The sequence below is a fragment of the Algoriphagus litoralis genome, from assembly GCF_003259255.1.
Taxonomy (GTDB): Bacteria; Bacteroidota; Bacteroidia; order Cytophagales; family Cyclobacteriaceae; genus Algoriphagus; species Algoriphagus litoralis.
This window is the reverse complement of sequence record NZ_QGOL01000003.1, coordinates 100,940-114,601: the sequence shown is the minus strand read 5'-3', so window position 1 is coordinate 114,601 and position 13,662 is coordinate 100,940. Positions and strand designations below refer to the sequence as shown.

The 13,662-nt window shown below is 43.2% G+C and carries 16 protein-coding genes; 8 read left to right on the top strand and 8 right to left on the bottom strand.

Translation table 11 applies throughout. The features are described 5' to 3' along the window. Positions 1 to 36 precede the first annotated feature (36 nt). Positions 37 to 924 carry an aldo/keto reductase gene (locus DK188_RS03810; protein WP_111669477.1) on the bottom strand — a complete coding sequence of 296 codons (888 nt, stop codon included), beginning with the start codon at positions 922 to 924 and terminating at the stop codon, positions 37 to 39. Between the two features lie 151 nt (positions 925 to 1,075). On the opposite strand from DK188_RS03810, the gene pfkA reads away from it, so the two are divergent. Next, complete coding sequence (pfkA, locus tag DK188_RS03805) at positions 1,076 to 2,050, top strand: 6-phosphofructokinase (protein ID WP_111669476.1); 975 nt, start codon at positions 1,076 to 1,078, stop codon at positions 2,048 to 2,050. 1 nt (position 2,051) lies between these two features. After that, on the top strand, positions 2,052 to 2,387 hold the full coding sequence (locus tag DK188_RS03800) for a hypothetical protein (RefSeq protein WP_111669475.1): 336 nt from the start codon (positions 2,052 to 2,054) through the stop codon (positions 2,385 to 2,387). Here DK188_RS03800 and miaA read toward each other — a convergent pair. Continuing rightward, entirely contained in the window at positions 2,375 to 3,283 is a 909-nt protein-coding gene (miaA, locus tag DK188_RS03795; protein WP_111669474.1) for a tRNA (adenosine(37)-N6)-dimethylallyltransferase MiaA, read from the bottom strand. The two genes, DK188_RS03800 and miaA, sit on opposite strands and share 13 nt — an antisense overlap. A gap of 132 nt (positions 3,284 to 3,415) precedes the next feature. Here miaA and DK188_RS03790 point away from each other — a divergent pair, with 132 nt between their 5' ends. From DK188_RS03790 to DK188_RS03770, 5 genes are read left to right on the top strand one after another with little or no spacing between them, the layout of a single operon-like run. Next, positions 3,416 to 4,165 (top strand): response regulator, encoded by a 750-nt coding sequence (locus DK188_RS03790; RefSeq protein WP_111669473.1) that lies wholly within the window; start codon positions 3,416 to 3,418, stop codon positions 4,163 to 4,165. Further along, a complete protein-coding gene (locus tag DK188_RS03785) occupies positions 4,162 to 4,539 on the top strand; it encodes a response regulator (RefSeq protein ID WP_111669472.1) in 378 nt (125 codons plus the stop codon). The genes DK188_RS03790 and DK188_RS03785 overlap by 4 nt, the downstream gene beginning before the upstream one ends. Continuing rightward, entirely contained in the window at positions 4,539 to 4,817 is a 279-nt protein-coding gene (locus tag DK188_RS03780; RefSeq protein WP_111669471.1) for a hypothetical protein, read from the top strand. Before DK188_RS03785 ends, DK188_RS03780 begins: the two co-directional genes overlap by 1 nt. Beyond that, positions 4,814 to 5,578: an MBL fold metallo-hydrolase gene (locus DK188_RS03775; RefSeq protein WP_111669470.1), complete on the top strand. Its 765-nt coding sequence runs from the start codon at positions 4,814 to 4,816 to the stop codon at positions 5,576 to 5,578. Before DK188_RS03780 ends, DK188_RS03775 begins: the two co-directional genes overlap by 4 nt. Next, positions 5,578 to 7,155, top strand: coding sequence for an NFACT RNA binding domain-containing protein (locus DK188_RS03770; protein ID WP_111669469.1), 1,578 nt, complete (start codon positions 5,578 to 5,580; stop codon positions 7,153 to 7,155). The genes DK188_RS03775 and DK188_RS03770 overlap by 1 nt, the downstream gene beginning before the upstream one ends. Position 7,156: 1 nt before the next feature. On the opposite strand, the gene DK188_RS03765 is transcribed toward DK188_RS03770, so the two are convergent. The 6 genes from DK188_RS03765 to DK188_RS03740 form a co-directional block, all read right to left on the bottom strand. After that, positions 7,157 to 7,519: a hypothetical protein gene (locus DK188_RS03765; RefSeq protein WP_198672962.1), complete on the bottom strand. Its 363-nt coding sequence runs from the start codon at positions 7,517 to 7,519 to the stop codon at positions 7,157 to 7,159. Positions 7,520 to 7,522: 3 nt separating this feature from the next. After that, positions 7,523 to 8,299 (bottom strand): LytR/AlgR family response regulator transcription factor, encoded by a 777-nt coding sequence (locus tag DK188_RS03760; protein ID WP_111669468.1) that lies wholly within the window; start codon positions 8,297 to 8,299, stop codon positions 7,523 to 7,525. Beyond that, positions 8,244 to 9,332: a sensor histidine kinase gene (locus DK188_RS03755; protein ID WP_232825657.1), complete on the bottom strand. Its 1,089-nt coding sequence runs from the start codon at positions 9,330 to 9,332 to the stop codon at positions 8,244 to 8,246. Before DK188_RS03755 ends, DK188_RS03760 begins: the two co-directional genes overlap by 56 nt. A 64-nt stretch (positions 9,333 to 9,396) precedes the next feature. Next, entirely contained in the window at positions 9,397 to 11,259 is a 1,863-nt protein-coding gene (locus DK188_RS03750) for a fasciclin domain-containing protein (RefSeq protein WP_111669814.1), read from the bottom strand. A 144-nt stretch (positions 11,260 to 11,403) separates the two neighbouring features. Beyond that, positions 11,404 to 12,834 carry a pyruvate kinase gene (pyk, locus tag DK188_RS03745; RefSeq protein ID WP_111669467.1) on the bottom strand — a complete coding sequence of 477 codons (1,431 nt, stop codon included), beginning with the start codon at positions 12,832 to 12,834 and terminating at the stop codon, positions 11,404 to 11,406. Between the two features lie 7 nt (positions 12,835 to 12,841). Further along, positions 12,842 to 13,270 carry an IPExxxVDY family protein gene (locus DK188_RS03740; protein WP_111669466.1) on the bottom strand — a complete coding sequence of 143 codons (429 nt, stop codon included), beginning with the start codon at positions 13,268 to 13,270 and terminating at the stop codon, positions 12,842 to 12,844. 152 nt (positions 13,271 to 13,422) lie between these two features. Between DK188_RS03740 and DK188_RS03735 the strand changes: the two genes are divergently transcribed. Beyond that, positions 13,423 to 13,659, top strand: a complete 237-nt coding sequence (locus tag DK188_RS03735; protein WP_026950184.1) for an acyl carrier protein — start codon at positions 13,423 to 13,425, stop codon at positions 13,657 to 13,659. The last annotated feature ends 3 nt before the right edge of the window (positions 13,660 to 13,662 follow it).

Here is a 13,662-nt window from a genome sequence, read left to right as displayed (position 1 = left end):
AAGTAAGCGATTTGAGATAGCTTCGCAAAAGCTTTGTTACCGATGGTCTTGATATAGATTGGGGGTAAATTTGCTTTTCAAATCTTGGATCAAGCGCTCCGGAACGGACTTACTTTCCGCATATCCCTTGGTGATTTTTTCAATTTGCTCTGCAGTACTCGCTCCAATGATCAGGGAGGAGACAGCTTTCTCCATCAACCCAAAGCGGATCAAAACAGCCTCTGGAGCATATCCTGTGCTTTGAATTGATTTTCTAAGCTGTTCGACTTTCTCCTTCGGAAAATCCAGGAATTGCGCCGAAGGTTTGTCTATCAAGATTCCTTTGGCAAAAGCTCCTCTGACCAGCACACGGGTGGTTGAATTTTCTAGAAGAGGAAAAACTGTTTCCTCAGGTCTCCGGTCCACAGGACTGTATTGCATCATTATCGTGGCCGGTGGGTTCATTTCCATCACCTTCCGGATGACGTTGGGTCTGATCGAAGAAATCCCAAAGCTTTTGATCTTTCCCTGATCTTTCAACAGTTCAAAAGCCTCCAGCGTCTCTTCCCAAGGATCCTCGATTGTACCCCCATGAAGTTGGTAGAGATCGATGTAATCGGTTCGCAATCGGCGAAGACTTTCCTCAACTGCTTTTAAAATATAGGCCTTTGTCGGATTCCAAGACCAGGAAGTTCCCTCTGGGTTCCATTCATTTCCAACTTTGGTAGCTAAAATCAAATCAGCTCTTTTGGACTGAATTGCTCTGCCGATATGAGATTCATTTTGACCTTTTTGATATAGGTCTGCCGTATCCAGAAAAGAAATTCCGGAATCAATGGCCGCGTGAATGATTTTCTCAGCTTCGAAGTAGCTATCAGGCAGAGACATACAACCCAGACCTAATTCTGGCAAAGGAAAAATGGGCGTTTTGGCGTTTTCGGACATTTTTAAAAGGTTAAGTTTTTCGTTGTCATTACCTCAATAACTTAATGCCGATTTCCCAACCCTGCTTTTAAATTTGGGTTTGAATAATTGAGACATCTGAGGGTATTGCTGCTTAAATATCTATTTTTGCCCGGCCAAAAACCTATAAATGATGAAGAAAATAGCCGTCTTTACTTCCGGTGGAGATTCCCCTGGAATGAATGCATGCATTCGAGCAGTAGTACGAACTGGAATCTACCGTGGACTTGAAGTCTATGGAATTCAGCGAGGCTACGAAGGAATGATAGAGGGTGACATCAAGCGCATGCATTCTCACTCGGTCAGCAATATTATCCAGCGAGGGGGAACCATTCTCAAATCTGCCCGATCCATGGAGTTTAAAACTCCTGAGGGGAGAAAAAAAGCCTTTGAAAACCTCTCCAAGCTTGGAATAGAAGGACTCGTGGCCATCGGTGGAGACGGGACTTTTACCGGTGCCAAGGTTTTTTTTGAAGAATATGGAATCCCTACCGTTGGCTGTCCGGGTACGATAGACAACGATATCTATGGCACAGATTTCACCATCGGATTTGATACCGCAGTGAATACTGCTCTGGAAGCGATCGACAAAATCAGAGACACGGCTGCAGCCCATGATCGAATTTTCTTTGTGGAAGTGATGGGACGCGATGCGGGGTTCATTGCAGTAGAGTGTGGAATCGGTGGCGGAGCCGAATTTGTGATGGTGCCTGAGACTCAGACAGACTTGGATAGCGTAGTGAAATCTCTTAAAAACCTTCGAAAGTCCAAATCATCCAGCATCATCGTAGTTGCTGAAGGAGATGATCTTGGAAATGCCGAGCATATCATGAAAGTGGTCAAGGAAAAAATCAAAGATCCGAGCAAAGAGTTTAAAGTCACTACCCTAGGTCATATTCAGCGTGGTGGAAACCCAACGGCGCGTGATCGTGTTTTAGGAAGCAGATGCGGTATGGCTGCTGTTGACGGGCTGATCGCAGGTAAGACCAACTGCATGGCCGGTGTCATGGACCAAAACATCGTGTATACCTCATTTGGCGACTGTATCGGCAAACCCAAACCACTGCACCCAGATCATCTGGCATTAATCGACATTTTAAGTATTTGATATGGGCTTTATTCCTTTGTTTTTGACGGTAAGTGGAGCATGTCTGCTTTTTTTCCTGACGGTGAAAAATACCATGCAGCAAAAGCTCAATTTCCAGCGGGAATTGTTCTCTAAATTAGGCTTGGCTCATCCCGAAATCGGATTGATTTTGGGAGAAATCGCGGATCCCGAGATCGTTTTGGAAAACCTGAAAAAGCAATTACCGCAGGAAAAACTATCCAAAAAAAGCCTTGAGATCATTCGCCAGCTCAAAATAAACAAGTATCAATACAACAAGCTGATCAAAAAAGCGCCTTACAATTGGATCGCCAAGATTGCAGGGTTTCAGCCCATCTGATTGGCGATCCAGTCCAGAATCTCCTGCCCTTGATCCGGGTGAAACCAACGAATCTCTTCATCCCGACGAAACCAAGTCAATTGTCGCTTGGCATATCGTCGGGAATTTCTTTTTAGAAGCCGGATTGCTTCCTCGCGGTCATATTTTCCCTCCATAAATTCAAAAATCTCAGAATACCCCACTGTCTGTAGGGCATTGAGGTGGTGTTTTCCAAAAAGTGCATCTGCCTCATCAAATAGTCCAGCGGCAATCATCTGGTCCATCCGCATATCGATCCGCTGGTAAAGTTCTTCTCTCGGCCGATCCAAACCTATTTTGATGACTTCAAACGACCGAGACACTTTCTTTTTGATACGAAAAGAACTGAATTTCTGTCCGGTGCCCCTACAAACTTCCAGCGCACGAATTAAGCGCTGCGGATTCTGCCGATCTACTTCGCTGAAATAGTCAGGGTCGACTTTTGCCAACTCCTCCTGGAGCCATTCCAGGCCTTTTTCCTCGTAAGCTTGGATCAGCTGCTGTCGGATTTGAGGATCTACTCCAGGAATCTCATCCAGCCCGGCAGTGACCACATCTGCAAAAAGCCCCGATCCACCGGTCATGATCGCAACAGGTGTCTTTTGGAAAATCTGATGCAATACCTGCAGGGCATCTTTCTCGAATTTGCGGACATCGTACTCTTCTTCAATGGAAAGTGAGTTGATCAGATGATGTCTCACCTCGCGAAGCTCCTCAGAAGAGGGCTTGGCAGTACCGAGATTCATTTCCCTGTAAAATTGACGACTGTCACAAGAAACAATCTCTGTCTTAAATTTTTTGGCTAGCTTTAGACAAAGGTCAGTTTTGCCTACTGCTGTTGGACCAACGACCAGAATTAGAAATTTTTTATCGGACAAAACACTGAATTTTTGATTCAGACAAAAGTCTTAAGGAATGGTATGAAATCGAGCTTAATTCAAGAGTTTCTTACCGGGATAACAAACTTCTATGCGAGATTCCATGCGGCCGCTAATTAAAATTATAATCACATGAAAAGCAAAACCGTATTAATCGTAGAAGACAATGACCTGAATCGGAAACTCTTCGAAAATCTTATCGGTCAAATCTTTTCCTTCCAATCTGCAAAAAACGGACTTGAGGCAGTGTCAATGACGGCTGAAAAAGCCTACGACCTGATCTTGATGGATATTCAAATGCCGCAGATGGATGGCATCTCCGCAATGAAAAAAATTCGTCAGGGTAATTCAACCTGCCCAATTTTGGCTGTTACAGCCTTTGCAGAGGAGTCAGACAGATCGATTTTCCTCGATCATGGTTTTGACGATTTCATCACCAAGCCGATTCGTCCCAAAGAATTCATCCAACTCATCCGGCAGCACCTCAGCGGGGCAAAAAAAACTCCAGATTCTACCCAATCCTCAGCTTCCTCAGCCGAAATTTTGAATACCGAAATTATTACTCAACTCCTCAAATACAATTCAAAATCCTTGATTCGACAGATATTGGAGGATTTTTTACAGGAATGCAAGGAAACAGAACAATTGATAGCCCAGGGGTATCCAGAAGCTGAATTCGAGCATCTCTTGGAAAAAATCCATATCATCAAGGGGAATTCTGGAACATTGGGCGCGATGAGAATTTATGAAGCTGCCTTGCGTGCCGAAGATCTGGGAAGAAACAAGAAAACAGCCGAATTTCACGAGGCTATCAAAATTATACAAAATGAAATCACTCAATTCCGTGAATTTTTAAAACAAGAAACTATTTTTGAACCATGAGTATACCCAAAAAAATCCTTGTTGGTGAGGACAGTTCGATTATCATCAACCTGACCAAAAATGTCCTGGCATTTGAAAATTATCAGATGAAAGCAGCCCGAAATGGCAAACAAGTGCTTGATCTGCTGGAAAAGGAAGATTTCGATCTAGTCTTGATGGACATCAGCATGCCCGTGATGGATGGCGTAGACTGTCTGCAGCAGATCCGCAAGCTTCAGGATCCGCTAAAAAGCAAAATCCCAGTGATCGCAATCAGTGGCAACATCAGAAACTATACCCCTGAAGAATTTCGCAAATTGGGGTTTGATGATTTCATTCAAAAACCGCTGGACTACGACAAAGTGTTGGCAACAGTCAAAAAATTTCTGAGCTGATGGTCATCAAGTACACCAAGCATTTTTTGGATAAATTGGAAAACCTCTTCGCTGCCTCTGAATACATTCTCCGGTATGAAAAAGGGAACTTCAAGTCTGGCTATTGTGTACTGAAAGATACCAAAATAGTCATCATCAACAAGTACTTTCCGATTGATGGAAAAATAAATGCGCTGATTGAAATCATCAATGAATTAAATCTAGACCCCAAGGATTTCAAAGAGAAAGCAAATCAGGATTTTCTGAACGAACTCCGACAAACTACCCTAAAATTTTGAAAGTTACTTTTCTAGGCACCGGCACATCCCAGGGAGTTCCTGTCATCGGATGTGAATGCCAAGTCTGCAAATCATTGGATTTTAGAGACAAAAGATTTCGATCATCCATTCATTTGGAAGCGGATGGCGTATCCTTGGTGGTAGATACAGGACCGGATTTCAGAATGCAAATGTTGCGGGCTGGCATCAAAAAACTGGATGCCGTGATCTTCACCCATGAGCACAAAGATCACACCGCGGGTTTGGACGACATCAGGCCCTATAATTTTTCCCAGCAAATTGACATGCCGATTTTTGGCAGAAGGCAGGTTTTGGATCAGATCCAGCGCGAATATTCCTACATTTTCAGTGTAAAAAAATATCCCGGAGTCCCACAGGTGGATCCGATCGAAATCACCGAAAATCAATTTCAGGTAAATGGACTTTCGGTCACTCCCATTCCTGTGCTACACTACAAGCTGCCCGTTTTGGGTTTTAGATTTGGGGACTTTAGCTACATCACCGATGCCAATTTCATCCCAGATGAATCTTTGAAACTTCTGGAAGGTACTGAGATATTGGTGCTAAATGCACTGCAAAAAGAATCGCACATTTCGCATTTTACTCTGGATCAGGCTGTGGAGATGGCGCAGAAAATCGGAGCAAGGCAGACCTATTTCACACACATCTCGCATCGCCTTGGACTCCATGAGCGGATTGACCGAGAGCTTCCTGAGGGGATTGCTTTGGGCTATGACGGCTTGGAGTTAACTTTGGCTTGATGCATCTCAATTACCATTTTCTGAAGTACCTAGCGCCTGCTTTGCACGAAGCATTCGTAGGAAATATCATTAGATCCTGTTTTTCCCAAAGCAAAGATGAACTGATCATTGAAACAGATGGTCCCGCTGGCTATCGGTACATTAGGGCTCATTTATTACCTCCGCAAATTTACCTAAGCTTCCCTGAGCAATTTCATAGGGCCAAGCGAAACAGCATCAATCTGTTTCAAGAACTTCTGGATGATCAACTGGTGAAATGCGGGGTATTCAGTTTTGAGCGGGCTTTTTATTTTGATTTAGCCTCAGGCAAAAAGCTCGTCATCAAGCTCCATGGCAACCGAAGCAATGTACTTCTTTACCAAAATGAAGGGAGAACTCCGTCCCTACTTTTCAGAAACGAAATCAAAGAAGACAAAGACTTGGCGTGGGAAAGTCTGAATCGTCACCTCGATTTAAGACTTGATCGATTTAAAGAGCTGGACGGGAACGCCTCCCAATTCTTGCCAACTTTGGGAAATATTCCCAGGGCTTGGCTCAAAGAACGTGGCTACCCAGAGGCTGCAATCGGTCAAAAATGGATGTTGATGCAAGACCTACTGGACATTATGGACAGTCCACTTTTCACCTTGGTAGAAAAGGACGGAGTTCAGTTGAGTCTTTTGCCAGAGGAGCATCCCTTGAAAACTTTTTCAGATCCAGTGGAAGCTGTCAATGAATTGTTTCACTTGGCTTTGGTAAAAGGGAATTTCGAAAAAGAAAAAAACACCCTGCTCAAGAATTACCAAGATCAGCTCAAGCGAACTACTTCCTACATCGAAAAATCGACTTCAAAGCTGGAGGAGTTGAAGGACGCAGCTCCTCCCAGTCAGCTAGCGGATGTGATCATGGCCAATCTTCATGAATTCAAAGACGGGAAAAATGAGGGCGAATTGATGGATTTTTATTCCGGTAAAATGGTAAAAGTCAAGCTCAAACCTAACCAAAAACCCCAACAACTTGCCGAATCGCTCTATCGCAAATCCAAAAACCGACAAATCGAACTTGACCAAATCGCAAAAACAATCGACTCCAAAATCTTCCTAAAATCTGAACTGGAGCAAAAAATAGCTTCCATAGAAGAAATCACTGGTCACAAAGGCCTCAAAACCTATCAAAAAGCAAATAAGGAGGATAAAGCAATAACCAAGGAAGCCTCGGGCTTACCTTTCAAGATTTTTGAATTTGAAGGATTCACGATCTGGGTAGGCAAATCTGCCAAAGACAATGACGAGATGCTGAGAGGATACATCCACAAGGACGACCTGTGGCTTCATGCCCGACAAGTACCCGGCTCCCATGTGGTCATTCGGATGAAGGGGATGAATGCTCTACCGAATACTGTGCTGGAACGTGCAGCTGGTTTAGCGGCTTTCTATTCTAAATATAAAACCGAATCTCTTGCTCCAGTGATCTATACTGAAGCCAAATTTGTAAGAAAAGTTAAAGGATCCGCCCCGGGATCTGTGATGGTTGATCGGGAAAAAGTAATCATGGTACCTCCTGTGGGACCGGATGAGGCCACTTCTTCGAAAAAATAAACTATTGAGACCTTGGAACCGGTGGAGCCAGACTTATTTTTTTGAAGCCTTTGAACAAGACCACTGTGCCAACAATCCCCGTGGCTCCTCCTACGTACAGAAGGGTCTCACCAAGCTCAGGCTTTGTTCCTAAAAGTTGCCCTCCAATGATAGTGACAGTATAGCCGAGCGTAGCCACTAGAATTCCAGTCTGGAGCTGCTTTTGGGATTTATGGAGGTTCAGCTGGACTTGGTATAGCTCCTGATCCAGCTGGATCATTGCTTTTTTCAGCGAATCATAAGAGACCTGATCCATGGTTTGGGCTAGGAGATCAGAGGAAATTAAAGCCGAAAAAAGGATAAGAAAAAAAACGTTTTTGAGCATAGATTACTGATTGATCCAAGATTTGAACTCGTTGACCCGCTCTCGGGCCACCACGATTGTTTCATCGCTTTTCGCCTTCAAAGATAGGGCTAAGCGACCATTGTGATACGGTTTCATCTCAATCAAATTGTCCAAATTGATTATAAATGATCTATTGATTCTATAAAATTTATTTGGGTCTAGCAGGTCATTTTCCAGTTCATTCAGACTGTGATCCACGATGAACTTATTGGATGTACCAGACTCCACCAAGAAGGTAATTCCTCCATCAGCATAGAAAAAAGCAATATCCTCAACGGCTGTAAATGAAAGCTTACTTCCCGACTTGGTCAGAAATCGTTTTTTGAAAAACTTTTGAGAATAGTTCTGAAGAAAAGAGGATACAAACTCAGGGGAAAGACTTGGTTGTTTTGCTGGGTGATGCAATTTTTCAACTTTTTCAAATGCCTGAACTAGGCGGTCCTCCTGAATAGGCTTTAGCACATAGTCGATACAATTGTGATCGAATGACTGCAATGCATAGGCATCATAGGCAGTAATAAAAATGACCGGAACATGGACCTTGGCCTTCTGAAATGCTTTGAAACTCAGTCCATCTGCCAGATGGATATCACAAAGGATGAGATCAAAGGTGTGTTGGTTTTGAAGGGATTGTTCCAGCTCACTAATGCTTTGGGCAGTCTCTTCAATCACCCAATCCGGACGATATTTGCGGATAATATCTCTAATCCGTGTCAGCGCCAACGGCTCGTCTTCGACTACTAGTAAGTGTTTGATCATCGATTAGTGGCAGTTCAACCAGAAAATGATCCGTTTCATTTTCTATACGAATCTTATTGTTTAAAAACCTATATCTCTCGGATATGTTTTGAAGACCTACGCCGGATGAATATTCTACTACCTCTTTTGGCTGCTTTTTATTATAAATTCTGAGAGAGACATCATCGGAAGTGATCACAATTTCCAGTGGTTTTTTTCGAGTGAAATAGTTGTGTTTCACTACGTTTTCCACAAGTAGTTGAAGTACCGCAGGAGGGATCAATTTCGAGAGACTGATTGGAGCAATCGAAAGTGAAAAATTCAAGGATTCCTGAAATCTGATGGTCAATAAGTCCAAATATTTTTTCAAAAAATCAACCTCTTCTGCCAGAGGTATCAATTCGTTGTTTTTGTTCTTTAGAATGTAGCGATAGATTTCGCTGAGTTTTTGCAAATATTGATCGGCCGCTTGGGCATCCTGGTAGATAAGTGCTGATAGGGTGCTGAGATTGTTGAAGAAAAAGTGGGGATTCAGCTGGGAATTGACAGATTCCAATCGTGCCTCTGAGGTCAGCGTTTTAAATTTTTCAGCTTCAATGGCCTTTTCTTTAAATCGTTCACTAAAGAAATAAATGGCGTTAATGCAATTCAAAAACAAATTGATTCGGGAAACAAATGCTGCGGTAAGCAGAAAATTTTGAAATGAAAAACCAAATGGCCCTCCAAGGATTAATCCTGTAATCTGAGCAGATAAAAAGGCCAAAACCAAAACAGCGAGCGTGCTGATACCAAACTGCAAAATCAACGGATGAATAGCTGTCTGTTTTTTGGCAATGAAGCTCTCGATGAATCTATTGCCATACCAGACCAAAAATGTCAAAGAAAATATCAGGATAAACAGCGGTAAAGCCTCTACTGCAACGGCAAAAAGTCTATCACCATCAAGGAAGAAAATATTCAGAAATGAATAGACTCCAAGAAGTCCGGCAAACCAATGACTAAATCTGTGACTAAACATATCTCGCTCCCTTTCTACTGGTTTAATCTTCGACATTTTTTCTCAAAGGAAAAAGGAGGAGCAGAAAATCCACTCCTCCTTTTTTACATTTTCATCAGGATTAGAGTGTCGGCAAGAGTACCCCGTCAATTACATGAACCACACCATTTTCGATAGCCACATCAGCAGCAATCACATTGAAAGTGTTGCCGGCTTTATCAGTGACTGTGACGGTATTTCCAGTTCGGGTTACAGTGAGCATCTCACCTGCCAAGGTTGGAACCATCTGAGCTCCTTCGGCCAAATCAAATGAGAAGGCAGTAGCAGGAACTACATGGAATCCGAGAACTTTTGTAACAGCTTCAGCCCCGAGTGTATTGATCAGTTCAGTCAAAGATCCCAAGTTCAAGGCTTCCAATAGATCAGCGAAAGCTTGGTTTGTAGGAGCAAAAACAGTCATCGCTTCCTGACCAAGTAAAGTACCTCCCAAACCAGCGGCAGTTACCGCATCCAAAAGAATGGTAAGGTTAGCCGCTTGAGCAGCTTCTACCACATTGGGAAGTGTTAGTTCAGGAAGCAAAACTCTGTCTATCACATGAACTACACCGTTTTCGATAGCCACATCACCAGCGACCACATTTGCAGTGTTCCCAAGAGCATCAGTCACAGTGACTCCAGATGCACTCGCAGCTACCGTCAATTCCTGACCCGCAAGAGTGGTAAATGTATTGCTTGCATTGAGATCGGTAGAAAAAGCTACCGCTGGCACAACATGGAATCCTAGCACAGTTTGAAGATTTTCAATCCCTCCTATTCTGGCCACAAGCTGGTTCAGATTTGCTGCATCATACGCTTCTAAAGCATTGACAAAAGCAGCGTTGGTTGGTGCGAAAACGGTGATCGCATCAGCATTCAATAATGCACTGCCCAAACCGGCAGCAGTTACCGCATCGAGCAGTACAGTCAATTCAGCTGCCTGAGCTGCCTCTACAATTGTAGGCAACATCAAATCGGGAAGCATGACGCCATTGATGACATGGACTACACCATTTGCGATAGCGACATCCGCTGCAACTACTTGGGCTACCCTACCCAATTGGTCTCTCACCGAAACGGTGGATCCTGATTTCTCTACCACAATTTCCTGACCTGACAAGGTGGTAAAAGTGTTAGTAGCTGCTAAATCACCAGAGAAAGCAACAGCAGGGACGACATGGAATCCCAGTACTTTTTCCAAATTGGCCGCACCACCGATTTTGACAACTAGTTCGTTGAGATCAGCTGCGCCGAAAACTTCCAAAGCTGCTGCAAAAGCTTCATCGGTCGGAGCAAAAACTGTGATTGCCGGTGCAGAAAGCAAGGCAGAAGGAAGGCCTTCTACCGCGGTGACAGCAGTCAAAAGTGTCGTTAGGCCCGCCTCAGTGGCAGCTTCTACCAAAGTAGGCTTTGGCAATTCTATAGATGGTATCAATACACGGTCGATCACATGGACCACCCCATTTTCGATCTGCACATCAGCCTGTACGACTTCGGCTACATTGCCGGCTGCGTCGGTTACGGTTACTACTCTAGAGTTTACGTTCACTCGCAACTGTTGCCCGGACAGCGTAGTAAATACATTATCCGGATTGAGATTTCTGGATAAAGCTACAGCTGGCACTACATGGAATCCCAAGACAGTTTCCAAATTAGCAGCTCCTCCAAGTTTAGCCACTAAGTCATTCAAATCCGTCGCACCAAAATCACGAAGTGCATTTGCAAATGCCTCATTGGTGGGTGCAAAAACAGTAATTGCAGGTTGACTTTGAAGCGTAGCTTCTAGTCCGGGAATGGCCCGGACACCCGCTACCAAAGTGGTCAGTCCAGCCTCATTGGCAGCTTCGATCAGCGTAGGATACGGAAGTGGTCCCTGATAATCTTCACTGCAGGACAGGATCGAAAAAAACAGCGATCCCATGAGCAAGTATTTGAATAGTTTTGTCATAGTTTGATTTGGTTTATGTTGATTTTTAAACCAAATCATTCCGAAGTAGTCTTGGCAGTTCTTTCTAACTGTATAAAAAAAAGGATGAACCGTATGATTCATCCTTTGAATTGATATGCTAAAGGGGTCAAAATCAATAGCCCACTACTCTACAAGATGGATTTTTAGCATGTTGGTTTTTCCTTTTTCTTTAAGTGGCATGCTAGCGGTATTGATGATGACATCACCTTGCTTTACGTGTCCATCTTTTTTCAGAGTATTTTCGATATCTGTGAAAGTAGCATCAGTAGAAACCTGACTTTCATAATAATAGGCTCTCACACCCCAGACCAAAGACATCTGAGTAAGTAGCTTTCTATTTCTGGTAAAGACAAAGATGTTGGCAGATGGTCTATGCGAGGCGAGTCTTAGGCCTGTGAATCCTGATGATGTAATCCCGACAATTGCCTTTGCTTTCACGTTTCTAGAAAGTCTCGAGGCCATCAAGATCAGGTTGTTGCTATGGAAGGTGAGATCATCTTCCGGGATTTTATAGAGATTGTGGTAGATATCTGCATTTTCTTCCAGGTAGCTGATAATGCTGGTCATCGCTTTGACCGCATTGACAGGATATTTGCCTGAAGCAGTTTCGGCAGATAGCATTACCGCATCTGCACCATCCAAAACAGCATTGGCCACGTCATTGGTCTCGGCTCGCGTAGGACGAGGATTCTGAATCATGCTTTCCATCATTTGAGTAGCGATGATCACAGGCTTACAGGCCAATTTGCATTTTTCGACCATTTTCTTCTGCCAAAGCGGAACAATTTCCATCGGAACTTCAACACCCAAGTCACCTCTTGCAACCATAATTGCATCAGTGGCTTCGATGATTGAATCGATATTTTCCAAAGCCTCCGGCTTTTCGATCTTTGCTACAATTTTACACTCCTTTCCTGCTGCTTTGATTCTATTTCGAAGGTCAATAATATCATCTGCAGATCTAACAAACGAAAGTGCGATCCAATCCACATCTTGAGAAAGACCAAATTGCAAATCCTCGATGTCTTTTTCAGTCAGGGAAGGTGCAGATACCTTGGTATTTGGAAGGTTGATGCCTTTTCGGGACTTGAGGATACCCCCGTGGATTACCGTGGTATTGACATTTTTGCCATCTGTACTATTCACTACCACCTCAAGATTTCCATCATCGATAAGTATTCTATCACCAGGGACTACATCTTGGGGTAGATTTTGATATACTGTACTGACTAGCGAGGCAGACCCGATTACAGGATCATTGGTGATGGTGATTTTGTCTCCAGGTTTGATCTCTACGCCGTTGTTTTCCACTTCACCGACACGGATTTTAGGACCCTGAAGATCCTGAAGGATTCCCAAATGGCAATTGAGTTCTTTGTTGACTCTTCGAATGATTTCGATGACTTCCTGATGGATTTCATGAGTCCCATGAGAAAAATTCAATCTGAAAACGTTCGCACCGGCGGCCGCCAGGCTTTTGATCATTTCGTAATTGTTGGAGGCTGGGCCAATTGTAGCCAGAATTTTTGTTTTCTTGAAGGGGAGGTGGCTCATCGGGTTTTTAATAGGTTAATAGATTTTCTTTCGATTTTATTTTTGAAATATCCAGTCGCACCACACTTTGGATAAACGGGTTTTTTGCGAGGTGCTCCACAAATGTAGTGATACTGGTTTGATGTGTTTGGTCTTGTACCAAGAGGAAGTAATCCAAATTTCGCAATTCTGGAATCAAATATGCCAATTGCTGGGAAGTATTGAGTGCTTTATTTTTTAAAAGTTGGATAAAACCATGGGGTAAAGAAAGCAAATATTGTGATATTTCTAGCTGAGGAGCTGAGAGAAATTCGATTTGGATATCTTCTGATTTGACCAAATTCAGGTCCAACTCACGATTGATCAGCCAAGCCATTTTATAGTCTTTAACTGGCGAAACAAGCCCCAAAAGCTCAAAATCAAAAGTAGGTTCAACAAATAATTTGGTCTTCTTCATGGAGGAAGAATGGTGATCGAAACAAAGGTAGAAATTAAATTTGACCAGTACGAACTGTCCTTTTGCCTAAAAATTAACTTCGATCTTTTCTTTGTCAATTAGGTATTAAATATATTTCTTTGCGGAGTGTTATTAACTAAACTGATCACAAAATGTCTGAAATTGCACAAAAAGTAAAAGCCATCATTGTTGACAAACTTGGCGTAGAAGAGTCTGAAGTGACTATGGAAGCAAGCTTCACCAACGATCTTGGTGCTGACTCTCTGGATACTGTGGAATTGATCATGGAATTCGAAAAAGAGTTCAATATCTCTATCCCTGACGATCAAGCCGAACAAATCGGCACTGTAGGTCAGGCTATTACCTACCTTGAGGCAAACGTAAAATAAGTA